The sequence below is a fragment of the Streptomyces toxytricini genome, from assembly GCF_014649915.1.
Taxonomy (GTDB): domain Bacteria; phylum Actinomycetota; class Actinomycetes; order Streptomycetales; family Streptomycetaceae; genus Streptomyces; species Streptomyces toxytricini.
In genome coordinates this window covers 135,678-160,792 of the sequence record NZ_BMTY01000015.1, presented here as the reverse complement: position 1 = coordinate 160,792, position 25,115 = coordinate 135,678, and the positions used below count along the sequence as shown (strand labels likewise).

Annotated in this window: 23 protein-coding genes, 1 tRNA gene and 2 pseudogenes; 12 read left to right on the top strand and 14 right to left on the bottom strand. The window is 72.3% G+C overall.

Annotated features, from left to right (window positions below):
• A pseudogene (locus IE170_RS32780) lies at positions 1-655 on the bottom strand (hypothetical protein); the annotation flags it as partial.
• A 104-nt stretch (positions 656-759) separates the two neighbouring features.
• Between IE170_RS32780 and IE170_RS20415 the strand changes: the two are divergent.
• Positions 760-834: transfer RNA gene (locus IE170_RS20415), tRNA-Val, on the top strand.
• Positions 835-889: 55 nt separating this feature from the next.
• Here IE170_RS20415 and IE170_RS20410 read toward each other — a convergent pair.
• The 3 genes and pseudogenes from IE170_RS20410 to IE170_RS20400 form a co-directional block, all read right to left on the bottom strand.
• Positions 890-1,228, bottom strand: a pseudogene (locus IE170_RS20410) (tyrosine-type recombinase/integrase); the annotation flags it as partial.
• A gap of 619 nt (positions 1,229-1,847) precedes the next feature.
• Positions 1,848-2,417, bottom strand: coding sequence for a hypothetical protein (locus IE170_RS20405; protein WP_189810849.1), 570 nt, complete (start codon positions 2,415-2,417; stop codon positions 1,848-1,850).
• 632 nt (positions 2,418-3,049) lie between these two features.
• On the bottom strand, positions 3,050-3,643 hold the full coding sequence (locus IE170_RS20400; RefSeq protein WP_189810848.1) for a hypothetical protein: 594 nt from the start codon (positions 3,641-3,643) through the stop codon (positions 3,050-3,052).
• A gap of 183 nt (positions 3,644-3,826) precedes the next feature.
• Here IE170_RS20400 and IE170_RS20395 point away from each other — a divergent pair, with 183 nt between their 5' ends.
• From IE170_RS20395 to IE170_RS20375, 5 genes are all read left to right on the top strand, one after another.
• The gene (locus IE170_RS20395) at positions 3,827-4,888 is read left to right on the top strand and encodes an HNH endonuclease (RefSeq protein WP_189810847.1); all 1,062 of its coding nucleotides are present in this window, start codon (positions 3,827-3,829) and stop codon (positions 4,886-4,888) included.
• A 559-nt stretch (positions 4,889-5,447) separates the two neighbouring features.
• Positions 5,448-5,849: a hypothetical protein gene (locus IE170_RS20390; protein ID WP_189810846.1), complete on the top strand. Its 402-nt coding sequence runs from the start codon at positions 5,448-5,450 to the stop codon at positions 5,847-5,849.
• Positions 5,850-5,889: 40 nt separating this feature from the next.
• Positions 5,890-6,183 carry an Imm32 family immunity protein gene (locus tag IE170_RS20385; RefSeq protein ID WP_189810845.1) on the top strand — a complete coding sequence of 98 codons (294 nt, stop codon included), beginning with the start codon at positions 5,890-5,892 and terminating at the stop codon, positions 6,181-6,183.
• Between the two features lie 198 nt (positions 6,184-6,381).
• Complete coding sequence (locus tag IE170_RS20380) at positions 6,382-6,774, top strand: TRADD-N-associated membrane domain-containing protein (RefSeq protein WP_223856507.1); 393 nt, start codon at positions 6,382-6,384, stop codon at positions 6,772-6,774.
• A 14-nt stretch (positions 6,775-6,788) separates the two neighbouring features.
• Entirely contained in the window at positions 6,789-7,016 is a 228-nt protein-coding gene (locus IE170_RS20375; RefSeq protein WP_189810843.1) for a DUF2277 domain-containing protein, read from the top strand.
• 15 nt (positions 7,017-7,031) lie between these two features.
• On the opposite strand, the gene IE170_RS20370 is transcribed toward IE170_RS20375, so the two are convergent.
• The 4 genes from IE170_RS20370 to IE170_RS20355 form a co-directional block, all read right to left on the bottom strand.
• Positions 7,032-7,529, bottom strand: coding sequence for a hypothetical protein (locus tag IE170_RS20370; protein WP_189810842.1), 498 nt, complete (start codon positions 7,527-7,529; stop codon positions 7,032-7,034).
• A gap of 197 nt (positions 7,530-7,726) precedes the next feature.
• A complete protein-coding gene (locus IE170_RS20365; RefSeq protein WP_189810841.1) occupies positions 7,727-8,344 on the bottom strand; it encodes a DedA family protein in 618 nt (205 codons plus the stop codon).
• A gap of 130 nt (positions 8,345-8,474) precedes the next feature.
• Complete coding sequence (locus tag IE170_RS20360; RefSeq protein ID WP_189810840.1) at positions 8,475-10,154, bottom strand: alkaline phosphatase D family protein; 1,680 nt, start codon at positions 10,152-10,154, stop codon at positions 8,475-8,477.
• 127 nt (positions 10,155-10,281) lie between these two features.
• Complete coding sequence (locus tag IE170_RS20355) at positions 10,282-10,926, bottom strand: HNH endonuclease family protein (protein WP_189810913.1); 645 nt, start codon at positions 10,924-10,926, stop codon at positions 10,282-10,284.
• Between the two features lie 620 nt (positions 10,927-11,546).
• Between IE170_RS20355 and IE170_RS20350 the strand changes: the two genes are divergently transcribed.
• Complete coding sequence (locus IE170_RS20350) at positions 11,547-12,140, top strand: TMEM165/GDT1 family protein (protein WP_125548304.1); 594 nt, start codon at positions 11,547-11,549, stop codon at positions 12,138-12,140.
• 117 nt (positions 12,141-12,257) lie between these two features.
• On the opposite strand, the gene IE170_RS20345 is transcribed toward IE170_RS20350, so the two are convergent.
• Entirely contained in the window at positions 12,258-12,941 is a 684-nt protein-coding gene (locus IE170_RS20345; RefSeq protein ID WP_189810839.1) for an HAD-IA family hydrolase, read from the bottom strand.
• A 512-nt stretch (positions 12,942-13,453) separates the two neighbouring features.
• On the bottom strand, positions 13,454-14,281 hold the full coding sequence (locus tag IE170_RS20340) for a peptidoglycan-binding domain-containing protein (RefSeq protein ID WP_189810838.1): 828 nt from the start codon (positions 14,279-14,281) through the stop codon (positions 13,454-13,456).
• 312 nt (positions 14,282-14,593) lie between these two features.
• Here IE170_RS20340 and IE170_RS20335 point away from each other — a divergent pair, with 312 nt between their 5' ends.
• A complete protein-coding gene (locus IE170_RS20335) occupies positions 14,594-16,660 on the top strand; it encodes an MDR family MFS transporter (RefSeq protein WP_189810837.1) in 2,067 nt (688 codons plus the stop codon).
• Between the two features lie 216 nt (positions 16,661-16,876).
• Positions 16,877-17,272 carry a nuclear transport factor 2 family protein gene (locus tag IE170_RS20330; protein WP_189810836.1) on the top strand — a complete coding sequence of 132 codons (396 nt, stop codon included), beginning with the start codon at positions 16,877-16,879 and terminating at the stop codon, positions 17,270-17,272.
• Positions 17,273-17,369: 97 nt separating this feature from the next.
• Here IE170_RS20330 and IE170_RS20325 read toward each other — a convergent pair whose 3' ends face one another.
• A complete protein-coding gene (locus IE170_RS20325) occupies positions 17,370-17,747 on the bottom strand; it encodes an antibiotic biosynthesis monooxygenase family protein (protein WP_189810835.1) in 378 nt (125 codons plus the stop codon).
• A 110-nt stretch (positions 17,748-17,857) separates the two neighbouring features.
• Between IE170_RS20325 and IE170_RS20320 the strand changes: the two genes are divergently transcribed.
• Together IE170_RS20320 and IE170_RS20315 are read left to right on the top strand one after the other, a co-directional pair.
• Positions 17,858-19,990, top strand: a complete 2,133-nt coding sequence (locus tag IE170_RS20320) for a phosphatase PAP2 family protein (RefSeq protein ID WP_189810834.1) — start codon at positions 17,858-17,860, stop codon at positions 19,988-19,990.
• A 207-nt stretch (positions 19,991-20,197) separates the two neighbouring features.
• Entirely contained in the window at positions 20,198-20,884 is a 687-nt protein-coding gene (locus IE170_RS20315; RefSeq protein WP_189810833.1) for a CAP domain-containing protein, read from the top strand.
• A 211-nt stretch (positions 20,885-21,095) separates the two neighbouring features.
• On the opposite strand, the gene IE170_RS20310 is transcribed toward IE170_RS20315, so the two are convergent.
• Positions 21,096-21,467, bottom strand: coding sequence for a DUF6193 family natural product biosynthesis protein (locus IE170_RS20310; RefSeq protein WP_189810832.1), 372 nt, complete (start codon positions 21,465-21,467; stop codon positions 21,096-21,098).
• A 116-nt stretch (positions 21,468-21,583) separates the two neighbouring features.
• Complete coding sequence (locus tag IE170_RS20305) at positions 21,584-22,861, bottom strand: cytochrome P450 (RefSeq protein WP_189810831.1); 1,278 nt, start codon at positions 22,859-22,861, stop codon at positions 21,584-21,586.
• Positions 22,862-23,125: 264 nt separating this feature from the next.
• Between IE170_RS20305 and IE170_RS20300 the strand changes: the two genes are divergently transcribed.
• Positions 23,126-24,295, top strand: a complete 1,170-nt coding sequence (locus IE170_RS20300; RefSeq protein ID WP_189810830.1) for a steroid 3-ketoacyl-CoA thiolase — start codon at positions 23,126-23,128, stop codon at positions 24,293-24,295.
• A 145-nt stretch (positions 24,296-24,440) separates the two neighbouring features.
• Here the strand turns inward: IE170_RS20300 and IE170_RS20295 are convergent, their stop codons facing one another.
• On the bottom strand, positions 24,441-24,845 hold the full coding sequence (locus IE170_RS20295) for an aggregation-promoting factor C-terminal-like domain-containing protein (protein ID WP_373299023.1): 405 nt from the start codon (positions 24,843-24,845) through the stop codon (positions 24,441-24,443).
• Positions 24,846-25,115 lie beyond the last annotated feature (270 nt).

The following is a 25,115-nucleotide window of genomic DNA, read 5'->3' as shown; positions in this document are numbered from 1 at the left end:
CCGGCAGCCGCTCCAGCTCGACCCGTATCCCCTCGGCGTCGCGCAGGATCCGGTCCGCGCGCTGCACCGTCTCCTGCACCCCGTGCCGCGCCGCGCCCTGGTTGAGCAGCGTCAGCTCCGGCGCGAGCGCCGCCAGCCGCGCCGCGAACTCGTCCGCCCGCATTCCGCGGGCCCGGACCTCGTCCAACGCCGTGCTCGCCGCCAGCAGCGCCGCCTTCGCCCGCTCCCGCGCCGGCACGACCCGCGCCAACTGCGTCTCCGCCCGGTCCAGCAGCGGCTGGATGCCCTGCGCGAACCGGTCCAGCTCGTCCTTCACCCGGACGAGCCCGTCGCGTGCCCGCGTCAGCTCGTCCCGCGCCCGCCCGGCCACGGCCCCGTCCAGCGCGGGCCGGTCCAGGTCGTGCGCGTCGACCGCCTCGATGTACACATGGCTGGCCTCATCGATCCGCCGCCCCAGCGCGGCGAACGCCTCGGCCGCCTGCCGCGCCGCGGGCGAACCGTCACCGGCGGCAATGGTCTCCAACGAGATCCGCAGATCCCGCTGCGCGGTGTCCAGCTCGTAGAACGCCGCCGCCGCGGCATCCTTCGCCGCCTGGGCATCCGCCCTGCGACTGTCTCCCCGCCCGCCGAACCACCGCCGGGATGCCGTCGTCACAATCCCTCTCCCGTACCGCCGCCGCCATGCCCCGCTCCATTCTCCCCCAGCGAACGGGTTTGCGTGGGGGGTGCGCCCGCCATGTAGGCTGTCGGCTCGTCCACGGGTGCGTAGCTCAGGGGTAGAGCGCTGCTCTTACAAAGCAGATGTCGGCGGTTCGAAACCGTCCGCGCCCACCAGCACAAAGGCCCCCCGCCGATCTTGGCGGGGGGCCTTTTGCATCCAGATCTGACATCAACGGGAGCGGATCGGGAGCGCCGCCCGCTTCCTCAGTAGCCGGTCCAGGTGTCCGCTGGCCTCGCGCTGCGTGTCCTGGACGACATGGGTGTAGACGTTCATGGTGACGGCGATCTGCGAGTGCCCGAGGATCTCCATCACGACCCGGGGCGGTACGCCGGCGGCGGTCAGCAGCGTCGCGGTGCCATGGCGTGCGTCGTGCAGCCAAACCACCCGGAGCCCGGCGTCCTTCTCTCCGGCGGCCTGCCGTAGCCGCTGCCAGCGCAGGGGAGCGACGCAGATCCGGGGGAGCGGGAGCGTCTGCCGGCGACGCCGTCCATTGGGGTCGTCCTCGTACGCTTCCTCGCCGACCCGCTGCCGCTGCGTACGGATCCGGATCTCCTGGTGCTCCAGGCCGACGTTTTCCCGTCGGAGCCCGGCAATGCGAGGTTGCGCCAACCGGCTCCTGGAACCCCTGGACGGACACGGGCCTCATGTGCGAAGCCATGACGGGCGCCAGCTCTACGCAGTGCGATGAAAGTTTCCCTACTCCATCAAGGCACCCGCCGCGCACGGCGCGGCGAGCGCGTTCCGTCACCCGGCCTGCGCTCCTGTCTCCGCCCCGCTCCAGCCCGGGCGCCGTTCGCACGGCTGACCGCTTGGATTGATGGGTGGGAGGAACCACGCTGGGGCCAGGGCGAGTACGGGAAGTGCCGGCCAGGACGATGCCTCCGGCGGGGGCGCTCAGGCTCCAGGACGGAGGGGCCCGTGGGCGTCTGCCGACGGCGTCGTGGTGGAGATGGGGGCTTCCATCCCCTCTGCCGTCGACCCAAGCAGAGCCGAGCAACACGGGTCCTGGCGTCCATGTCGTCGTACAGTGGCGCGCTCCACCTGGACGCCAGGACCCGCGCCTGCTCCACGGTGTGTGGGTCGACGGCAGACGGGATGGAAGCTGGAATTAGTTGTGGTGGCCGACTTAGATGAGGCCAGCGTCAATGAGGCGACGGTAGTTCCGCCTAATGTGCCTCTTGCCCCTCTGGTGCCGACGCTGAAGGAGGAGCTCCCAATCCGCTGCCTTATCCATGGCAATTCTGGTTTGAGCGGCCTTAAGGTTCGCCCAATGCCTATCGAAATCTCGCTCGAAAGCGTACTGGGTGGCCGTCAGGTCGAAAATTAGCCGCTCAAGATGCTTCAGCATGTTCTTTTGTAGGCGAAGATGCCAGAGGGTCAGTGCATTCAATCGTTTGGTTCGATCGTTGTTTACCTTGTCACGCTGTTCATTGAAGGCGACAATCCATTGCCCGTGGGCAAGGGAGTTCCTGGTATTGATTAGCGGTTCCATCCACACGTCAAGAACTGACTTCATGCCAGCGAAGTGGGCTGCACTGGTGTAGGGAAGGCTTGAAGGAACCTTCGTTCGAGGTATTTTGTAACGGATTGCGAAAGCTTCGACGAGCACCTGCTTCCACATGTCGAGGACGGTCCGCTGCTGCATGACGCGCTGCTCACTTGCTTCCGGGAAATAGGGTGAGCTGATGATCGTCATTAGGCGATCTTCGAGTGTGGCACCGAGGAGGAGTGCACAGGTTCGCGTTAGTGCCTCAACCTCGTGCTTTTCTCCATGCCTGATGGATTCCTTGCAGGAGCGGCTAGCCACCTCGAAAGACTTTTCGAGGGCTTCCATGTTGCGTACGTGTGCGCTATGGCGCTTGCCGCGATCCATCGGGCTCCCCTAAAGGTTTAATTACCGAAGTCGGCAGAATCTACCAGGCTTGATAGACTCTGCCGACCTCGGAATTGAACCGAGGAATTCTCGCCAGGCGAGCGTGTTCTTGTGCGAATCGACCGGCGCGAATCCGCACACCATTACACCAATCAGCCCGAAGCCGGAAACTTCGGAGGCCGGAAAGCTCCGGCTTCGTCGAGGAATTTAGCGCAAGATTGGCTGCCTGTAAACCTTAGCGTCAGGTGCGCGGTCTAGCTGTCCTTGCGGGACCGTTGCAGACTAGTAAGGCTGCGGAGCAGTCTTGTCCGCTGGGCCGTCTGTGGGCCGTGCGAAGGGGCTCAGGGGGTGGCGACCAACAGTGACAGGTCGGCTACCGGGGTGGCTCGGGTCAGCGTGCCCCTAACTTACTGGTTCCATCCTGGGGGTGGCGGTCAGGCAAGATGGGGTGTTTCTCACCGCGGCGGTAGGCTAAGTGGCTCGTGGTGGTGCCAGATGAGGTAACGGTTCTCGCGGCACAGTTCGGCGGAGCCCCACTCGATGCGCATGACGCCCTGAGTCATCGAGCAGGCGTAGGCGACGAGCACGAGCTTGACGTCCTCTGACAGCAGGGCCAGGTCGGGATGGGGCTCTTGCTCGTCCAACTCGTCGAGTCCCAAGTCGAAGGCCTGTTGCATGGGCTCGGGGCCGTGTCTGCGTATCAGATCGGCTCGGAACCCCGTGGCGCGTCGCAGTCGTGCCGCCGTGACGGGGACGTCTTTCTTCGCGTAGCGGAGCGGATAGATCACATGGTCACCAAGGATCATGAGCGTTCGTCCCTGTAAGCGCACAGGCGCGGCGGCAGGGAGTGAGGCAAGGCCCACTTCCAGTTCCTCATACTGCGCGGCGTACAAGCCGTGTCCGTATGCCTCCAGGGTCTGGGTCTGTACGCCCTCGTGGCCGTTACGGGCTCGGGCATGGGCTCGAACCAAGCTGGCGGGGATTAAGTCGGCCAACGAGCCAGCGGCGTCGCCGAAGGTCTTCTCGGCCCACCCTGTCACGGTTGCCATGGCATACCGCCCTTCCCCCTAGTGGCACCTGAGTGCCGAGCAGCATTCAACGAAACCGTGCAGGCTGAGTGCGAGCCGCGCAAGAGGGCATACGGCGCATGGCGAGGCGCACGGTGCCCGGCATAGGCTGCGTCAGGTGTCAGGTGCCAGGTGACCGTCAGTGGTGAGCCGTACGCTGCCGCCATGCACAGAGGAGCGATCACACAGGGGTCCGTGCTCAAGGCCATCGCAGAGTACGACGAGTTGGGACAGGTTGCGTTCCTGGCGAAGTACGGCTTCGGCGAGGCTCGCTCGTACGTTGTGGTGCACGAGGGGCGGGAGTACGACTCCAAAGCCATAGCCGGCGTGGCGCATCAATGGGATCAGGGGCGAGCTCTCAGACCTGATGAGTTCAGCGGAGGCAAGGAGCACGCCGCGGCGTGGCTGAAACGGGCAGGCTTCCAGGTCAAAGCCGTCAAGAATCCTGACTGGGCCCGGGACGAGATCATCCTTGCCTGTCAGCTCGTGATGGAGAACGGCTGGAAGGGGCTGGACGCTCAGGATGCCAGGGTGGTCGAGCTGTCAGGCTTGCTCCAACTGCTTCCCTTCCACGTCGAGGCGGAGCGCAACGAGAAGTTCCGCAACCCGAACGGAGTGGCGCGCAAGACGTTCGACATCGCCACGCGACATCCCGGGTACCAGGGCAAGCCCACCAACGGCGGCGCCCTCGATGTTGCGGTGCTGATGGAGTTCCTTGCCCGGCCCGACGAAATGACCGAGGCCGCTCGACTCATTCGGCAGGGCATCGTGACCGGCGAGCTGCAGAGCCTTGCGCCGACCGAAGACGAGGAGTTCGACGACTATAGCGCTCCCGAGGGACGACTCCTCATGCGTCGGCACCAGGCCCGCGAGCGGAACAAGAGCCTACGGAAGAAGAAGATCGCTTCTGTGACTCAGCGCGGTGGGCGGCTGGCGTGTGAGGCGTGTGGATTCGACTTCGAGCAGGTCTATGGCGATCGCGGTGCTGGGTACATCGAGTGCCATCACGTTGTGCCGTTGCACGAAGCGGGCGACGGGCGGACCAAGCTAAGCGATCTTGCCCTCATATGCGCCAACTGTCACCGCATGATCCATCGACGTGCGCCATGGCCGACCCCTGAGGAGCTGCGGGCCTCCATCGAGCGAAAGCATGCAGCTGACAGGCGCGCCGCAGAAGCCATTGCACGGCCACGCAAGGCGGCTGACGAGCAGATGCTGAACCCTTGATCTGAGATCCGCCGCTGACCTCAACGGCGGCGCACAAAGGCAGTTCCGGAGGACCGTGGACGGCATTCATCGCCAGGGCCGCCGGGTGCTCAGCCGCTGTTGGGCGCACTTACGAAGCTTATGTCGGCCCGCGCCCACCAGTAGGTAGATAGACAAAGGCCCAGGTCACCGGTAGCGAACCGGGACCTGGGCCTTGTTTGCTCTCGGGGCGGGAGGCTGCGAGGAGGCGCCGTGCCACTTGGGGGCCGCATTCCGCGTCGGGCTCGGCCGGCCGGACCTTCCCCGATCTGCTCGTCAGACAGCCGGGCGGATGCGAACAGCATGGAAGTCGATTCCTACAGCTTCGACGAGCGGCGGGTGACCTCCCACTCAGGACGATGCTCGGCTTCGTACATCTCGTGGGCCGGGGTGATCTGGCAGCACCTGGCGAATGTCCGTGGCCACGCCGTCGCCGCCCATTCCGACGAAGGCTCCCTTCTTCGGGGGTGGTTTGGGGAAAGGCGCCTTCGGTGGGCTGGTGGAGCGGCATACTCGGGCGGCATCGGCTCTGGGGTGAGGGGTGGACGTGTACGGGCGGAGTGAGGATGAGTGGGAGCAACTGGCCGGGGCCGGACTGGTGTTCCTCGTGGAGAGGGCGCGGCTTCGGAGGATCACCACGTACACCGAGATGAGCTCGGTGCTGGCTCGGCGTACCGGACTGCCGGGCTTTGACTTCGAGCGGCCCGAGGAACGGGCGGGGATGGGGCACTTGCTCGGCCTGGTGGTGGAGCGGGACTTCCCGAAGAGCAGGCTCATGGTTTCTGCGCTCGTGAACTACCTGGGGGCGAACGACGCCGGCCCCGGCTTCTACGCGCTGGCGCAGCAGCTCGGCTTGCTGCCCAAGGGTTCCTCGGAGAGGGCCAGGATGGAGTTCTGGATCGGGCAGGTCAACGGCCTTTACGCGCGCCACGCACGCTCGTGAGGCCGGGTGGGCGGTTGGTTGGGGCGGGCAGGATGGGGGCATGACTTCGGGAAACGGTTCGGGTCCGGTGGAGAGCACGCACGTTGCCGTGGGCGGCACCGGGGGCCCAGCGCTCGCCTTCTCCTGGGATGCCGCGGCGCGGATCGAGGTGCGGGACCTCGGAGGAGAGGTCGTCATCGAGGCGAATGCCGCCGGGCTGCGGACGCTTGCCGGGCATCTTCTGGTGCTCGCCGGCGACGGTGTTCACGACGGGGCGCACCTGCACCTCGAGGACGGCAACGGGTTGGAAGGCGGCTCGGTCGGGCTGGTGTTGGAGCGCGGCTGCGAGGAGTGAGCGGGAGCCCGGCGCGTCCGTGCATTCGGTTGTGGGGGTGGTGGGTTGTTCGGGGAGAGGCTTGAGCGGTGGCGGGGGGTTGAGCGGGAGCGGCTGCTTGCCGGGATGGGGGAGCGGGAGGGGGAGCCGGATGGCAAGTATGCGGATGTGGGAGCGCTCCCGCGGGGTGGGCGCCGGGGGGACGGGGATTTCACGTCCGTGCTGGTGGAGTACTACGCCTACGGGCTGGCGCAGGCGCGGAGCAGTTTCGTCACCAGTCAGTGGTTCGCCGGGGCGGGGGGCGCGATCCTGCTGTTCGGGGTGGCGCTCGCCGTGTGGCGGGCCGAGACGTCCGGGGATCTCTACCTCGGGATCGTGACCTGCTCTGTCGGGGTGGTCGTCACGTTGATCGGGCAGCTCTTCCACCGGCGGGCCGACGTCGCGCTGCGGCACATGGCCGCACAGACCGCGTCCCTGCGCGAGGACCGGCGGGCGGCCGCCGCCATGCAGCAGGCGGTCGGGCTGCTCGACGAGGTCGCCGACCCCGAGGTGCGGGCGCGGCTCCAGGCCGCCTTGATCGTGAAATTGTCCGGAGCGGAACTGTCCCGGTAGCGGATAGTGGGGGTATGTGCCGTTCCATTAAGACGCTGCGACCGCCCGCCATCCCCGAGAAGGCCACCGAGGAGGAGATCCGCGCCGCCGCGCTGCAGTACGTGCGTAAGGTGTCCGGCTTCCGGGCGCCCGCCGCGCACAACCAGGCCGTCTTCGACGCCGCCGTGGACGCCGTCGCGGAGGCGACGCGGGACCTGCTCGACGGGCTGCAGGTACGGGGGGCGGCGGCGCCGGCCGCGTAGCCGCCCCGCCGGCCCTCAGGTGGTGCGGGTGCGGCGGCGCAGGACCCAGACGCCCGCACCGAGGGCGCTCGCGGCCAGTGTGCCGCCGACGGCGATCAGGGCAGGGTTGGCGCCGCCGATGCTGCCGCCGGTGCCGCCACGGGCCGCGCCCGAGGTGACCTGGAGGGACACCGTGATCCGGGAGCCGTCGCCGCAGTCGAAGGTGACCGAGTGCGCGCCCGTCGAGGCGTTGTTGTAGACGGTCGCCGCTCCGAAGAGGGCCGTGCCGTCGCCCGTCGCCGGGGCGAGGCGGGCATCGCCGAAGGCGGTGGACGTGGCTCTGGCCGCCCGCGTCGCGCAGCCGCGGAGCGTCAGGCTGACGCGGCTGCCCGGGGCTGCACTGGTCGGGGAGACCGACGCGGTCGGTGAGGTCACGGACGGGGCTGCGGTGACGGGAGTGGCGGTCGCGGCGGCCACGGCGAGCGTCGCGGCCGCGAGGCCCAGCAGGCGGCGGTTCGGCAGCTTGGCGGTCATGGAGAGAACTCCTCGGGGCTCCTCGAAACGGCGCGACCCCGCCACGGATGTGACGCGGAATTCGGCTGTGCGCCTCCCTGCGACGCTAGGAGCCACCGCCGGACACGGCGATCCGGGCTGGGTGAACGGGTGAGCCCGTGCGCCGTCCGGGGGACAGGAGCACGTACGTGGCGTACAGGTGCGGGCGCCCGCTGCCGCTATACCGCCGGCGACGGGCGGCGGATGACGAAGCCGGCCAGGGCGCCCGCCGCGAACAGGGCGAGCACCGACACGGCGGTGCCGAGCCAGGCCGCGCCCAGCCACTGGGTGCCGAAGTAGCCCAGGGCGACGCTGTAGCCGGCCCAGGCCAGGCCGGCCAGGGCCGACCAGGGCAGGAACTCCGTCACCTTGCGGTGGGTCTTGCCGGCGCCGAGGGAGACCACCGAGCGGCCCGCGGGCGCGAACCGGGCGATCACGACGAGGGCGCCGCCGCCGCGGGCCAGCGCCGCACCGAGGCGCTCCTGGGCGAGCGTCAGCCTGCGGGAGCGGGCGATGGCCCGCTCCAGCCGGCCGCCGCCGCGCCGGGCCACCCGGAAGGCCGCCATGTCACCCAGCACCGACGCCGTGGCGGCGATCACCAGCAGCGCCGCGATGTCCGGCACCTGCTCCGGCACCGGCACCGGCCCGGCCGCGCCGGCCGCCGCCGCAGCCGCAGCCGCCGTGATCACCAGGACGCCGCTCGGCAGTACCGGCAGGAACACGTCCAGCACCACCGACAAGGCCACCACGGCGTAGATCCACGGGCTCGTGGTCAGCGACCCCAGCGTCTCAAACAAGCGGGACTCCCCACTCCGGTTGGCGTGCGACGGCGTACGGCGCCGCGACGTCGCGGGGGAGCGGCAGGAGCGGCTTGACAGCCATACAGCGTACGCCCGGCACCCGCCCGTCCGGCGCGCGGGTCCGGCCTCAACCGCCCGGTGTCAGCCGCCGGTCCAGCACACTCACCAGCCGCGCCGCTCGCCGACCGCCGCGGCGGCCACCCCGCCGGCGGCGCGCCTGGTCGAGGCGCAGCCGCGCCTCCCGGCCCGAAAGCGACAACGTCATCAGCTGGTTGCCGAACCACGGCCCGCCCGTACGCCGCCAGGCCAGCGGAGGCCGCCCCGTCCGCCCGTGCCGGGACAGGCCCCGGCCCAGCCAGCGGCCCAGCCGCGACCAACCCAGCCGGAAGCCCCACTTGACGACCCCGGGCACCGAGTTGTGCACCGGCGAGCACGTCAGCTGGAACACCCGCGCCGCCGTGGCTATTCGGGGCTCGGCCACATACGCATGGTGGACGTCCCCCGAGAGGACCGCCACGGTCGCCGGCGCCCGCGGGCCCGTCCCCACCTCCTCGATCAGATCGCCGAGCGCGGCGAACGATCCGGGGAACGCCGCCCAGTGCTCCAGGTCGGCCAGCCGCCGCAGCCGCTCGCCGACCCGCGCCCAGCGCGGCCCCCGCTCCCCGCGGCACAGCGCGGCGTCCCACACCTCGGCGTCGTGGATCAGGGGTGGTATCAGCCAGGGCAGCGACGAGCCGATCAGCAGGTGGTCGAAGCCGCCGTGGCCGGCGAGGGCGTTCTCCCGCAGCCACTGCTCCTCCGTCGGATCCAGCATGGCCCGCCGGTCCTCCTCCAGGACCCGGGCGGCCCGCGTGTCCACCATCAGCAGCCGGGTCCGGCCGAAGTCACGGCGGTAGCTCCAGCGCACGGCCGCCGGGTCGGAGTCGGCCGCGGAGGCGAAGGCGCGCAGCGCCTCCGTACCGTCCGGGGCGGAGCACACCGCACCGTACAGCGGGTCGGCGGCCAGCTCGCCAGGGGAGAGGTTGCCCAGGTGCTGGTACACCCAGTACGACATCAGTCCGCTGAGCACGCGCTCCCGCCACCACGGCTTCGCCCGCATCTCCGCGAGCCAGGCCGCGCTGGTGTTCCAGTCGTCTATGACGTCGTGGTCGTCGAACATGTGGAGGCTGGGCACGGTGGACAGGAGCCAGCGGATCTCCGGGTCGCGCCACGATTCGTCGTACAGCCGCGTGTACTCCTCGTAGTCCGCGACCTGCGCGCCGGGCGGATCCCGCAGGTCGCGGCGGGCCGCGAGCCACTGGCGGGTCTCCTGGGACGGCTGGTCGGCGTACACCTGGTCGCCGAGGAGCAGCAGGACGTCGGGCCGGGGCTCGTCCGGGTGGGCGGCGAGCCGCGCGGCGAGGGTGTCCAGCGCGTCCGGGCCGTGCGGCCCGTGCCGGTCGGCGGGCGGCGCCGCATGGCGGCACGAGCCGAACGTGATGCGGACGGGCGGAGCGGCCCGGCCGGGGCCGGCGACGGCGGGCGTCGTGATCGTGCTCGGCGGGAAGCCGCTGTCGGGCAGGGGCCACACGCGCACCCCGTCCAGCAGGACCTCGTACGCCGTCGTGGTTCCCGGGGTCAGGCCCGACACCGGGACGACCGCGTAGTGGTGCCCGGCTATCTGGAACGTCCGCGCACGGCCCCCCGCGCCGTCGGCACAGCGCACCTCGGCCCTGCACGGGCGGTCGGCCTCGACCCACAGGGTGGCCGAGCCGCCCGTCTCCCAGTCGACGTGGCGCAACAGCGGTCCCAGACGCAGCGTGGCCATCGAACTCCCCCTCCTGACGACCCTGCGATCACGGTACGACGGGGAGGGGGCGGCGGGCCTCCCCCTGGCGGGGGAAATGGTCCCGGCGGGCGGCGGGTGGCCGGGGCGCGGCGCCGCCGGCCCGTCGTCAGCAGGCGTTCAGTTCGTTGACCAGGGCCGCCTTCTCCGCCGAGTCCATGCCCAGGCCCCAGTACTGCTTCACGTGGACCCACATGCGGGCGTAGGTGCAGCGGTAGGAGGTGCGGGAGGGCATCCAGTCGGAGGGGTCCTTGTCGCCCTTGGCCTGGTTGACGTGGTCGGTGACGGCGATGAGCTGCGGGCGGGTGAGGTCGTTCGCGAACTGCTGGCGCTGGGAGGTGGTCCAGGAGGACGCCCCGGAGCGCCAGGCCTCGGCAAGCGGGACGACGTGGTCGATGTCGATGTCGGAGGCGGCGGTCCAGGTGGCGCCGTCGTACTCGGAGAACCAGGAGCCGCGGACGGAGGCGCAGGAGGAGTCGGTGACGACGCCGGAGCCGTCCCGCTTGAGGACCGTCTCGCGGGTGTTGCAGGTGCCGGAGACGGTGCTCCAGTGGGGGAACAGCGAGCGGCTGTAGCCGGTGAGGGAGCCTTCGGCGCGGGGGGTGACGGTGGCGAGGTAGGCGCGGGCGGAGGAGGCGCTGATGGGGGTGGGCGGGGCGGCGTGCGCGGCGGGGGCGCTCACGAGGGACGCGAGGGAGGCGAGCGCAGCGGATGACGCGAGCACGCCAATGCGACGCGCGTAGACGGGGGATATGCGGGCCGAAAGGGCCATGGGGGAGCTCCCTGGGTGGGGGGTGTGGAGACCGGAAGGCCCCGCGGAAGGGGCCGCGGCCAGGGTGGCGGTGCCGGATTGCGTGACGGCGGGCGCCAGGTTACCGGCTTGCGACATGTGCACGTCAGGCTTGTGGGCGGGTAACTTCCCCGGATTAAGCGGACGTTGAGATTCCGGTGCTTGGGGGGCGGCGGAAGCCCCGCGTGTAGGAGCGGGTGGGCCGGAGCGTCAGGGGCTCCGGCCGTATGCCTCGGGCGGGCCGCCCCGCCCGGTCGTCCGCGGGCCGCCCCCCGGCCGCCCGCCTCCTCACGGCGGCCCCGTCGTCGCGTATCCTGGGCTGAGCAGAAGGGGAGTAGCTCTTCGCCGGACCGTCGACATACTGCTGGGCCACCCAGCCGGCGCCCGGAGGCAGGCCGCACGCCGCGGCCGGCCAGCGAGACCTTCGGCCGCAGTGTCCTGTCCGCGTTCACCGCACCCGTGCACCGCCACGGGCGCAACGAACACCGTCAGGGCGCCGCCGAGCCGAAGCGACCCCTGACACAGCACGCCAGGTCTCTCGGAACGGCGGCGTCCGCCCGCCCACCGATCGAGGTCCCAGCCCCGTGTTCAGCACCGACTTCAGCATCGCCGTCACGGCCATCGCCTTCGGCGTGGTCTTCCTCGCCGAACTGCCCGACAAGACGGCCCTCGCCGGCCTGGTCCTCGGCACCCGCTACCGCGCCTCGTACGTCTTCGCCGGAGTCGCCGCCGCCTTCGCCGTGCACGTCGCGCTCGCCATCGCCGCCGGCAGCGTCCTCACCCTGCTGCCGCACCGGCTCGTCCAGGCGGTCGTCGGCGTGCTCTTCCTCGCCGGCGCGGCGATGCTGCTGCTGAAGAAGGACGACGGGGAAGAGGACGTCAAGCCGCCCGCCGACCAGTCCTTCTGGAAGGTGTCCGGCGCCGGGTTCATGCTGATCCTCGTCGCCGAGTTCGGCGACCTCACGCAGATCATGACCGCCAACCTCGCCGCCCGTTACGACAACCCGCTCTCCGTCGGCATCGGCGCCGTACTGGCCCTCTGGGCGGTCGCCGGCATCGGCATCCTCGGCGGCCGGACCCTCATGAAGTACGTCCCCCTGCGCCTCATCACGAAGATCGCGGCTGCCGTGATGATCGCCCTGGGCGGGTTCTCCCTGTACGAGGCCGTCGTCGGCTGAGCCCGCGGTGCGCCGCACGGCCCCCGTCGGCGTACGTGCCTACGGGGGCCGGGGGCCGGTGGTGCGTCCGGGGGAGGAGGCTCGCCCCGCGCGGCAGGCGTGGCTGCCGGGTGCGGGTCAGGCGGCGGGGGTGAGCGTGAGGTGGATCGAGCCGTCGGGGGCGGTGGTCACCTCGACGGAGGTCAGGTCGGGGACGTGCGCCGTGGGGCCGTGCTCGGCGGCGCGCGGGCCGATGCCGACCACGCGCATGCCGGCGGCCCTGCCCGCGGCTATGCCGGCGGCGGAGTCCTCGAAGACGATGCAGTCGGCGGGGTCGACGCCCAGCTCCGCGGCGCCCTTCAGGAACCCCTCGGGGTGCGGCTTGCTGGCCTCGACGCACTCGGCGGTGACGCGCACCTCGGGCAGCGGCAGCCGGGCGGCTCCCATCCGGGCCGAGGCGAGGGCGGCGTCGGCGGAGGTGACCAGGGCGTGCGGCAGCCCGGCGATGGCCCGCATGAACTCCGGAGCCCCGCCGATCGGGACGACGCCGTCGGTGTCGGCGGTCTCGCGGGCCAGCATCACCGCGTTCTCGGCGTGGTTGAGCTCCATCGGGCGGTCGGGCAGCAGGATCGCCATGGTGGCGTAGCCCTGGCGGCCGTGGACCACCTTGAGGGCCTCCTCCGGATCGAGGCCGTGCGAGACGGCCCACTCCCGCCAGCAGCGCTCGACCACGGCGTCCGAGTTGACCAGGGTGCCGTCCATGTCCAGGAGGAGGGCCTTGGCGGTGAGGACGGCGGGGGCGGTGGTGGTGCTGGCCGGCATCGGCGGGGCTCCAGACGGGCGGGAGAAAGAAAACAAGCGGTTCCGTCCACCGGTCAGGGAATGCGGACGGAACCACTTTGTTCCTACACGATACAAAACATGGGGGCGTGTTCGCCACTCGGCCTCCGGATGTGCTGAAACCCGGGCCCGTGAGGCGACCGGAGGTGGGCCGGGGTGGGTGTGCCCCGGCCCCGCGCGCGGGCAGACGGCGGCCGCCGGTCGCGGACGGGCGGAGGAGCGGCTGGGGGCTCCGGGGCGGGCATGCCGGAGACCGCGAGTCCGGGGTGCACCGTGTGCGGGCGGGCGGCAGCCGTATCGGGTGGCCCGACTTGCGCCCTGCTGCGCTTGCGGAACCAGCGCTCGACGACGCCGCGCCCGGCCGTGCGGTGTGGGCCGTCGAGTCCGGGGCGACGGCGGCGTGCGGGACGTCCTGCGGCGACGCCGGCCGGGCTGCGCCGCGGCGGAGGCAGGGGCGGGCGCCCGCCGCCGACCGGGCTTCGGTTTCGGAGGTGTCAGGCGGTGCGTTCCAGGGCCTTGCGGGTGGCGGGGCCGTAGACGCCGTAGCCGTCGGTGTAGATCTCGTTCCGCCACTGGAATTCCGCGACGGCTTCCTTCGTCCGGTTGTCGAACCGGCCGGTGATCCTGCCGCCGTACACGCCGTCGGCCGCCAGCAGGCGCTGCATCCTCTCCACCTCCGGGCCCGAGTCGCCCTGGCGGAGGGTGGGTGCCTTCGACGGGGACGGGGAGCCGGTCGCCGAACGGCTCGGGCTCGCCGTGGCGGGCGGTGCGGCCGGAGCTGCGGCGGCGGTCGACGGAGCCGACGCGGTGGGCGACGCGGACGTCGACTTCGACGCGGACGGGGACGCCGAGCGCGAAGCCGGCCTGGTGGGAGCGGCCGAGGGGGACGCCGACTCCGCCGGGGTCGTCGGGAGGACGCTCGCGGCGGGCGCCGAGGGCTTGGCGTCCAGGAGGACCGTGTCGCTCTCGACGGAACGCGACAGCATGCCCATCGCCAGCGCCACCGTGCCGACGGCGACCACCGTGCCGGTGCCCGCCAGGACCGTCGGAAACCGGCGGCGCCGGGAGCCGCCGCCCGTGCGCTTGCCCCCGGGGGCCCCGCCCCCTCCCCCGTCCCTTCCCCTTTGCCCCTTGGCGTGCGGTTGTGCGAGCAGGCCGAGGTCCTGCACCGGTGCCGGCGGGACCGGCGGCAGGGGGGCCGTTTCGGCCGGCCAGTACGCCTGCGGCGGGGTGTCCGGCCATACGGGTGTGCCGTACGCCGGGGTCGCCGCCTCCGGGCCGGGCCCGGGCGGGGGCGTGTGCGGTGGGGCGGGTTCGGCCATGACGCCGTGCACCGGCGGCTGCGCAGGGCGTGGCGGCTGCGGGCCGTGGGCCGAGGGGTCGCCCGGGTGGGGCAGTGTCACGTACGGGCGGACCCTCAGTGGCTCGAAACCGCCCCCACCCGCGCCGGGCGCACACCCGCAGTCGACGCCCGCAGCGTCGCAATCTGGACAGCGCTCAGCGCTCACTGGACTCCCTCCCTGGGCATTGCCTGCGATTATGCAGACCCTTTCCAGCCCGCCCAACCCTCCCGAGAGGCCATAACCGGACACACCGCTCAGGATGGAGATGTTGATCGGCCTGAGGAGGAACGGATGTCCCAGGAAGTGACGTCGGGCTCCCGCGACCCCCACACCGGACCGGGCGGCAAGGGACCCGCAGCCGAGCACGCCTCCCGCGGGGTGCTCGTCCCCATCGGCGCACTGATGCTGGGCCTGCTGCTCGCCGCACTCGACCAGACGATCGTCTCGACCGCCCTGCCGACGATCGTCAGCGAGCTCGGCGGCATGGACCACCTGTCGTGGGTGGTCACCGCCTACATGCTCGCCGCCACCGCCGCCACACCCCTGTGGGGGAAGCTCGGCGACCAGTACGGGCGCAAGAAGCTCTTCCAGACGGCCATCGTCATCTTCCTGATCGGGTCCGCGCTGTGCGGGCTCGCCCAGGACATGCCCCAGCTGATCGGATTCCGCGCCCTCCAGGGCCTGGGCGGCGGCGGTCTGATCGTGCTGTCCATGGCGATCGTCGGCGACATCGTCCCCCCGCGGGAACGCGGCCGCTACCAGGGCCTCTTCGGTGCCGTGTTCGGTGCGACGAGCGTCCTCGGCCCGCTCCTCGGCGGCCTGTTCGTCGACCAGCTGTCCTGGCGCTGGGTGTTCTACATCAACCTCCCCGTCGGACTCGTCGCGCTCGCGGTCATCGCGGCCGCCCTGCACATCCCGGTGCGCCGCGAGCCGCACCGCATCGACTACCTCGGCACCTTCCTCATCGCCTGCGTTGCCACCTGCCTCGTGCTGATCGCCTCCCTCGGCGGCACCTGGGGCTGGGGCTCGGCGCGGATCATCGGGCTGGACGTCCTCGGCGCCGTGCTCCTCGTCGTGTTCGTGTTCGTCGAGCGGAAAGCCGCCGAACCCGTGCTGCCGCTGGGCCTCTTCCGGATCCGCACCTTCACCCTGTGCTCGGTGATCAGCTTCATCGTCGGTTTCGCCATGTTCGGCGCGATGGTCTACCTGCCCACGTTCCTGCAGGTCGTCCAAGGCGTCTCCCCGACCATGTCCGGCGTCCACATGCTGCCGATGGTCCTCGGCATGCTGATCGCCTCCACCGGCTCCGGGCAGATCGTCTCCCGCACAGGCCGGTGGAAGGTCTTCCCCGTCGCGGGCACCGCCGTCACCGCGGTCGGCCTGGTCCTCCTGCACCAGATGCACCGCACGAGCGGAACCTGGGAGATGAGCCTGTACTTCTTCGTCTTCGGCCTCGGGCTCGGCCTCGTCATGCAGGTGCTGGTCCTGGCCGTGCAGAACGCCGTCAGCTACGCCGACCTCGGGGTCGCCACCTCCGGAGCCACCTTCTTCCGGTCCATCGGCGCCTCCTTCGGCGTGGCGATCTTCGGCACGGTCTTCGTCAACCGGCTCGACGGCAAACTGACCACCGCCTTCGCCGGCCAGTCACTGCCGCCGGGGACGGCCGCGCAGGTCGAAGCAGACCCCCGGGCGATCGCCGCCCTGCCCGCCGACCTCCAGCCGCGCGCCCTCGACGCGTACGCCGCCTCCATCACGGACGTGTTCCTCTACGCCGTGCCCGTCGTCCTCCTCGCGTTCGTCATCTCCCTCTTCCTCAGGGAGGACGTACTCCGGGGCTCTGTGACCGCGCCCGACGTCACCGAGACGCTCGCCTCCAACCCCGTCCACCGCTCGTCCCACGACGAGGTCGCCCGCGCCCTTACCGTCCTCGGGACCCGCGAGGGCCGCCGCGGCGTCTACGAGAAGATCACCGCGCGCGCCGGGCTGGACCTGCTGCCCGCCGCGAGCTGGATGCTGCTGCGGATGACCAAGTACGGGGCCACCGGGCCCGCGGTCCTCGCGGAGCGCACCGCCATCCCGATCAAGGTCATCACGGATGCGGCCCGCCAGCTGGAGGAGCGCCGGCTCGCCGTGCGGGACGGGCTGGAACTGGTCCCGACCGCCCTCGGCCGGGAACAGGCGAACCGGCTCTCCCGCGCCCGCGAGGAGTCCCTCGCCGAACTGCTCGGCGACTGGTGGGGGCCGGACCGGCCCACCGACCTGACCGAACTCGTCCGGGAGATCAACGCCGAGCTGTGCGGATCGGACGCCGAGGAGCCCTACGACGCCGAGCCGCGGCGCGATCACGCCGCCCGCTGAGCACCGCCCGTGTCCTGTATTCGCCGGCCACGGGTTGCGGCCGCCGGTTGCGGGGCGGGGCGGATCGAGGCGGCCGGTGGGGGCGGGGATGTCGTCGTGTGGGTGGTCATGGAGCCAGTGTCGGGGAGGGGCGGCGGGCGACGCGTGGAATATCCACAGGGGCGGGCCGATGATGGGAAAAGGGTTCAATCACATCAACGGGAGGGCGGGAACGCCATGTCCGAACACCCTGACGCTGCCCTCGTCCGCCGCGGCTACGAAGCCTTCGGCAAGGGCGACATGCAGGCCCTGGGCGCCCTGATGACCGCGGACGTCATCCACCACGTGCCCGGCAGCAACCCGCTGTCCGGCCACCACAAGGGCCGCGAGGCCGTCCTCGACCTGTACCGCCGGATCGGCGAGGAGACCGGCGGCACGGCACGGGTCGAAGTGCACTCGGTGCTCGTGGACGGACGCGGCCACGTGATGGCCGTCCACACCTTCTACGGCGACCGCGGCGACCGCGGCCTGGAGGTGCAGCAGGGGCTCTTCTTCACCATCGTCGGCGGGAAGATCACCGACATCGACGAGTGCACCCAGGACATCGACGAGGAGGACGCCTTCTGGCGGTGACGTCCGGCACGCCGGGGGCCGGGGCCGGGTCCGAGGCCGGGTCCGGGGCCGAAGCCGGGGCGGGGGCCGGGGCCGAGCCCGGACCCGAGGCCGGGGCCTACCGGTCGGCGTCGGCCTCGGCCCCGGCCCCGGCGCCGGCCTTCGGCCCCGCCTGCTGGACGACCTCGAACGACCACACCGTCGACGCCGAAGCCGCCGGCTTCGGACGCTCACCCGCGCCGCCCGCACCCGCGCCGCCGCCACCGCCCTGGTGCGCGGCCTTCATCGGCCCCTCCATCCACGCCTGGAAGTCCTCCTCCGAACGCCAGCGCGTGTAGACCAGGTACTGGTCCGTGCCCTCCACCGGACGCAGCAGTTCGAACCACTCGAATCCGTCGGAACCCTCCACGGCCCCGGCCCGCGACGCGAACCGCTGCTCCAGGACCTCGCGCTGCTCGGCCGGCACGGTCAGGACGTTGATCTTCACGATGCTCATGACCGCCATCCTAGGTACCCGGCGGGGGATATCGTCGTCCCCGGAAAATCAAGCGCGGCGGCCAGGCCGGACCGGGGCCCGCGCATCTGAGGGCGGGAGGCCTGCGAGGCGTGGCGAACGCGGCGGAGCACAGCGGTGCCAACGGGCATGCCGGGGTCATAAGCGCAGGCGGGCACGCGGGCGCATCCGCTGCCGCAGCCGCCGCCTCGGCGGCTGCAGGCGCCGACGCGCGGCTCGCCGCCGTGCGCCTCCTCCTCTGGGCGCTCGCCGGCGTGCTCGCCCTCCGGCAGGCCGCCGCCGTGCTGCGCGCCCCGTCCGGCCCGTGGCCGCTCGGCTCCCCCTACCCCCCGTACTCCCCGTACGACCCGGGCGCCCTGTACATCCCGCACGTCCTCCACGACCCCGACCGGTTCACCGGCACGCCGTTCGCCGCCCTGGTCCTGAAGCCGTTCCTCGGCCTCGCCCCGCCGCCCTCCGTCGGCGTCCTGTGGACCTGCGCATCGCTGCTGACCGTCGCCGCCGTCGCGCTGGTCGCCGCGCGCGGCCTGCCCGACCCCGTCCCGCGGCGCACCGCCCTCCTCGCCGCGCCCGTGCTGGTCGGACTGATGATGGTCTCGCTGCCCGTCCGCGAGGCCGCCGCGTCCGGCCGGGGCGCGGTGCTGGTGCTGCCCGCCCTGCCCGTGCTGCTGGTCCTCCTGGCGCTGTTCCGGGTGCCCTCCGACCGGCCGGCCGGGTTCCTCGTCGGGCTCGCCGCGGCCCTCCAGCCGGCCCTGCTGCTGTTCGCCCCGCTGCTGTGGCGGACCGGCCGCCGCCCCGCCGCCGGTGCGGCCGCCGCGACGTTCGCCGCGGCCACCGCCCTGTCCTGGGCGGCCCTGCCGCGCGACTCCTGGGCGTACTGGGCGCACCACCTGGCCGGCACGGGCCTCGGCGGCGCGCCCGACGCGCTCGCCAACCAGTCCGTGCACGGGGCGCTGCTGCGGCTCGGCCTGTCCGGGCCCGGCGAGGCCGTGCTGTACGCGCTGCTCGCCGCCGCGGTCGTCTGGGCGGGGCTGCGGCGCGCCGTGCGGTACGCCCGCGACGGGCAGGTGCTGCTCGCGGCCGCCGTCACCGGGTGCGTCGCCGTCGCGGTGGCGCCGACGGGGTGGCGGCACCAGCTGCTGTGGGTGCTGCTGGCGGTGGCGGGCCGGGTCGGGGCGCGGGCCGCCGACCGGCGGGTGTGGCCCGTCGCGGTGGTCCTGGCGACGACGCTGCCGAGTGCGGTGCTGCTGCCGAACATGGCCGCGCTGGCGCCCGTACGGGACAACGTGCTGCTGCTGGCTGCGCTCGCGGCGGCCTGCGCCGTGCCGTTCCTGCCGCGCAGCTCCCCGTACTGGCGGACGCCGGTGCCGACGGAGTACGGGCGCCCGGCGGCGGCGCGCTGGTCGCGGATCCCGCTCCTGCCGTTCTGGCGGCGGGTGCTGACCCGGCCGAACCTGCTGCTGGAGCTGCTGCTGATACGGGTCGGGTACTCGATCTACTCGCACATCCGGGCCGCCGCGCCCGCCTCCCGCAGTGTCGCGGAGGAGAACGGCGGGCAGATCCACGCCGTCGAGCGGGTGCTCGGCATCGACATCGAACACGCCGTCAACCAGGCGGTGGTGGCGACGCCGTGGCTGGAAGGGTTCTTCAACTTCTACTACACGTCGTTCCACTTCGTGGTGCCGCTGTCGATCCTGGGCGTGCTGTACTGGCGCCGGCCCGGCGACTACCGGTGGGCGCGCGCCTCGCTGGGGCTGGCGACCGTCCTGGCCCTCGCCGGGTTCTGGCTGTACCCGCTGGCTCCGCCGCGCCTGATGCCCGGCATGGGCTTCGTCGACACGGTGCACGGGCCGCAGGACCTCGCCAACCCGCAGTACGGGGCGATGACGGCCATCTCCAACCAGTACGCGGCGATGCCGTCGCTGCACTTCGGCTGGTCGCTGTGGTGCGGGATCGTGGTCGTCGCCCTGGCGCCGAAGGCCTGGCAGAAGCTGCTGGGGGCGCTGCACCCGCTGATCACGGTGTGCGCGATCGTCGCGACGGCCAACCACTGGGTGCTGGACGCGGTCGGCGGCGCGGCGGTCGTCGGCGCCGGGTTCGGGCTGGTGCACGTGCTGTCCGGGCCGCGGCGGCTCCGGGTGAGTCTGCCGGCGCAGGGAGGCCCGCCCGGCGGCCGGTCCGGGCCGGCCGCCGGGGCCGGAGCACGGGCCTCCGCCCGGTCGTAGGGTCGGGCCCGCCGTCCGGCCCCTGCCGGGGGCCGAATGGCGGGCGGCGGGCCCGGGGCGCACCATGGGGGGTGGCGCACCGAGCGTGCCCCCGGGGGCGTGGTACGGGGAACCGGGCGCCGGGGGAGGCCGGTTCAGGCCGGACGCCGTCAGGGCAGCCACGCCCGGCGGCTGGGACATCCGACTCGGGGAGAGACGGGCACCGCCATGTGCATGCGCATCCGGCGCGCCCCCGCCGCCGCCCTGCTCGCCGCCGCCGCGGCCGCCGCGCTCGCGGGTCCGCCGCTGCCGGCCGCCGCGGCCGGCAGCGCCGCGGCCCAGCCGTGGGAGCACTGCGGGGAGTTGGGTGCCGACGCCTACGACCGGCCGCCGCCCGCCGACCCCGGCCGGTTCGGGTACGGGGTGCTGCCGGCCACGGCGGGGGTGCACTGCCTGATCAACGCCGAGCGCCGCAGGCTCGGGCTGCGCGAGCTGACGGACTCCGGCGAGCTGCGGGAGGCGGCGAACCGGCACGTGGCGGCGGCCCTCGCCCAGAAGTGGTGGCCGAACCCGCAGGACCCGGACGACAAGCGCGACCCGCACCGCAATCCGCAGGCCGCCGGCACGGGCGGCGAGCAGATCGTGAACCGGATCCGCGACGCCGGGTACTGCCGGGGCGGCCGGTCGTGGGGCGGCTACGAGATCACCTACAACGGGTGGGCGGGCGCGGGGACGCCCCGCGCGGCCGTGGACTGGTGGCTGAACCGGAGCACCGGCGGTCACGCCGGGATCATCCGGGACCCCTCGCTCACCGAGTTCGGCATCGCGCCGAGGGGCGGCGCCGCGGAGCGCAGGGGCGCGGGGGCGTCCGACGCGGGGACGTACGTGGTGGTGCTGGGGCGCTGCGAGAGGTAGCGGGCTCACAGCCTCGGGCCGCTGCGGCGCCGCACGCGGAGCCGCGGGGGCGCCGGGACTCACCGGCCCCGGCGCCCCCGCGGGTGGATCGCCGCGTGCTGTCATGGTCCGGCAGGGGCGCGGAGTCCGCCACTCGGGTGAATCCTCGCTCGCCCGTACGGGGGGCTTTGCGCGGTCCCGCATGCGTACGGGCCGGAGCGGTGGGGGCCGTTCAGGCGGACGGCGAGGGGAGGCGGGCGACGGCCAGGGCCACCGCCTCCTCCGCGGAGTCCGCCTCGCCGAGGACGCGTTGCAGGCTGGGGCTCAGGACGCGGAAGCGGCCGTCGCGCGTCGGCTCCAGCGCGGGCGCGTCCGCCTCGGTCGGCACGCCGCCCCGGGAGCCGAAGCGGAGGACGCAGCGGCTGGTGAACGGGTACAGCCGGCGCAGTTCCGGTTGCGCGGCGGCGGCTTCGATGAGGGCGAGGACGCCCCGGCCGGCGGCGGCCTGGGGGCCGCCGCGCTCGACCATCAGCCGCCACGTCGTCGGCAGGCGCTGCCAGAGGGCCTCCGCGCCGGCACGCGTTCCGCTGTCCTGGAGGTTCATCCGCGCAGTCTGGGCCCCGGCCCGCCGCCGCCACAATGGCCGGGAAGGCATCGATGGCGTGCCGTTACCGCAGCTTGTCGCGATCGTCTCCGTACGCCGCCCCGCCGGACCCGCGGTCAGGGGTGGCTGACGCGCAGCTCCTTGATGCCGTTGAGCCAGGCGGCCCGCAGCCGGCGCGGCGCAGGGCCGGTCAGCCGCAGGTCGGGGAGGTGGTCGGCGACGGCGTTGAAGATGAGGTCGATCTCCATCACCGCCAGGGACTTGCCGAGGCAGAAGTGGGGGCCGCCGCCTCCGAAGCCGAGGTGCGGGTTGGGGTCGCGGGTGATGTCGAAGGTGTCCGGGTCGGTGAAGACCTCCGGGTCGTGGTTGGCGGAGGCGTAGAACAGGCCGACCCGGTCGCCGGCCCGGATCTTCTGCCCGCCGAGCTCGGTGTCGCGGGTGGCGGTGCGCTGGAAGGAGACGACGGGGGTGGCCCAGCGGACGATCTCCTCGGCGGCCGTCGCGGGCCGTGTCGCCTTGTAGAGCTCCCACTGCCCGGGGTGGGTGAGGAAGGCGTGCATGCCGTGGCTGATGGCATTGCGTGTGGTTTCGTTGCCGGCGACGGCGAGGAGCAGGACGAAGAAGCCGAACTCGTCGCTGCTGAGGTTGCCCTGGCCCTCGGCGGCGACGAGCTGCGTGACGATGTCCCTGGCGGGGCACTCCTTGCGGGCGGCGGACATGTGCATCGCGTAGCCGATGAGCTCCATGGCGGCCTCGGCGCCGACCGCCTCGGTGATGGCGTACTCGGGGTCGTCGTACGCGATCATCCTGTTCGACCAGTCGAAGATCCGCAGCCGGTCCTCCTGGGGTACGCCGATCAGTTCGGCGATCGCCTGGAGGGGGAGTTCGCAGGCCACCTGGGTGACGAAGTCGAAACCCCCGTCCCCGTCCCCGCCCCCGCCGGCCGCCGCCGCTGCCGCCGCCGTGGCGCGGGCCTGCTCCGCAATGCGGCGGGCCCGCTCGCGCAGGGCGCCCTCCAGGCCGCGGACGGCCCGCGGCGTGAAGCCGCGCTGGACGATCTGGCGGACCCGGGTGTGCTCGGGCGGGTCCATGTTCAGCATGATCAGCCGCTGGGCGTCGATCTGCTCGCGCGCGATGCCGCCGTTGAAGCGGATGATGGCGGTGTTCGCGGTCGACGAGAACAGCTCGGGGTGCGTGGAGACGTACTTGACGTCCGCGTGCCGGGTCACGGCCCAGTAGCCGTCGTCGTCGAAGCCGGTGGTGCCGCGCTCCTGGGGGCACCACCACACCGGTGCCGTCTGCCGCAGCCGCGCGAACTCCGGGAGGGGGACCCGCTCCTGGAGGAGGTCGGGGTCGGTGGCGTCGAAGCCTTCGGGCAGCGCGGGACAGGTCATCGCGGCACTCCAAGTCTGACGGCCCATCAGCAATTGGCCAGAAGGTAGTGACGGGCTCCGGAAGTGGCAAGGGGCCGCGCGCGGGCGGTTGCGTGTGGAATCCGTGGAGGCCGGATGCAAGACCCTTGCGTGCCGGGCCCGCGGGTCATAAGACTTCGGGGGGAGAACTAGAACGCGTACCAATTTCGGGGTGCGGGCGGGGCGCCGGGAACGGCCCGCCCCGTCCCGCCGTGCCGGCAGCGCTGCGCAGGAGAGGACGATCCCATGGCCGCGGAACCCGTCATCGTCGAAGCCGTACGCACGCCGATCGGCAGGCGCGGGGGCGTCCTCGCCAACCTGCACCCCGCGTACCTGCTCGGCGAGACCTACCGCGAGCTCCTCGCCCGTACGGGGATCCAGCCCGACTGCGTCGAGCAGATCGTCGGCGGCACCGTCACCCACGCCGGCGAGCAGTCCATGAACCCCGCCCGCACGGCCTGGCTCGCGATGGGACTGCCGTACGAGACCGCGGCGACGACCGTGGACTGCCAGTGCGGCAGCTCCCAGCAGGCCAACCACATGGTGGCGAACATGGTCGCCGGCGGCGTCATCGACATCGGGATCGCCTGCGGTGTCGAGGCGATGAGCCGGGTCCCGCTCGGCGCCGGCTCCAAGCACGGGCCCGGAAAGCCGTTCCCCGACGAGTGGAACGTCGACCTGCCCAACCAGTTCGAGGCCGCCGAGCGCATCGCCCGCCGCCGGGGACTGGTCCGCGAGGACGTCGACCGGCTCGGCCTGCTCTCCCAGCAGCGCGCCGCGGCGGCTTGGGCCGAGGAGCGGTTCAAGCGCGAGACGTTCGCCGTGCAGGTCCCCACCACCGAGGAGGAGCAGGCCGCGGGGCAGGGCATGTGGCGGCTGGTGCACCGGGACGAGGGGCTGCGCGACACGAACATGGAGGCGCTGGCCGGGCTCAAGGCCGTCATGCCGACCGCGGTCCACACCGCCGGGAACTCGTCGCAGATCTCGGACGGGGCCGCCGCCGTGATGTGGGCCTCCCGCCGCATGGCGCGCGCCCTGAAGCTGAAGCCCCGCGCGCGGATCGTCGCGCAGGCGCTCGTTGGCGCCGATCCGCACTACCACCTGGACGGGCCGGTCGACGCGACGCGGGCCGTGCTCGGCAAGGCGGGCATGTCCCTAAAGGACATCGACGTCGTCGAGGTGAACGAGGCGTTCGCCTCCGTCGTCCTCAGCTGGGCGCAGGTCTTCGAGCAGGACCTCGACAAGGTCAACGTCAACGGCGGTGCCATCGCGCTCGGGCACCCGGTCGGCGCGACCGGCGCCCGGCTGATCACCACCGCGCTGCACGAGCTGGAGCGCCGCGACAAGGAGTTCGCGCTGATCACCATGTGCGCGGGAGGCGCACAGGCGACCGGCACGATCATCCAGCGGCTGTGACACCGAGAGCCCACTGGGATGGGAAGCCGAAGGCCCCGGTGGCCGGCCTGGGGAGGCCGGCCACCGGGGCCTTCGCACCGCACCGCCGCGCCGGCTTCGTGCCGGGGCGGCGGTGCGGTGTCGTGCCGGGGCGTGCTGCCGCGGCTTAGTACCAGTGGTTGGCCTGCCAGAAGTTCCAGGCGCCGACCGGGGAGCCGTAGCGCTCGTTCATGTAGTCCAGGCCCCACTTGATCTGGGTGGCCGGGTTGGTCTTCCAGTCGGAGCCGGCCGAGGCCATCTTGGAGGCCGGCAGGGCCTGGACCAGGCCGTACGCGCCGGAGGACGCGTTCGTCGCCGTGTGGTCCCAACCGCTCTCGTGGGAGATGATCTTGTCGAAGGCGGCGAACTGGGCCGGGTCCTTGATCATCTGCTGGGCGATCGCCTTGGCGCTCGTCGGGGCGGCCTGCGCGGGGACGGCGGCCAGCATGGAACCGGCGGCGGCAAGGCCGACGACGGTACCCGCGAGGGTCTTCTTGGAAGCGGCGATGCGGCGGATGACGGAGATGGACACGGAGAGCCTTCCGTAGGGGACGGGGTGCGGCCGCCGCATGCAGGAGGCATGCGTGAGTCACTCACACGGGGGAGAGGGGCTCATCGGGCGGCGGGCTGTGGGCCCGGGCCGCCGTGGCGACATCACCAGTTAGCCAGGCCTCGGCGGCCCTGGCAAAGGCCCCCCGCTACTAGGGACCCTCGGAGGAAGCCCCTCCGTGCGGCCGGCCGAGGGGTCCCGTCCGCCGCCGCGAGGGGCTCGGCCCGGGGCCCGGCGGAGGCCGCCCGCCGT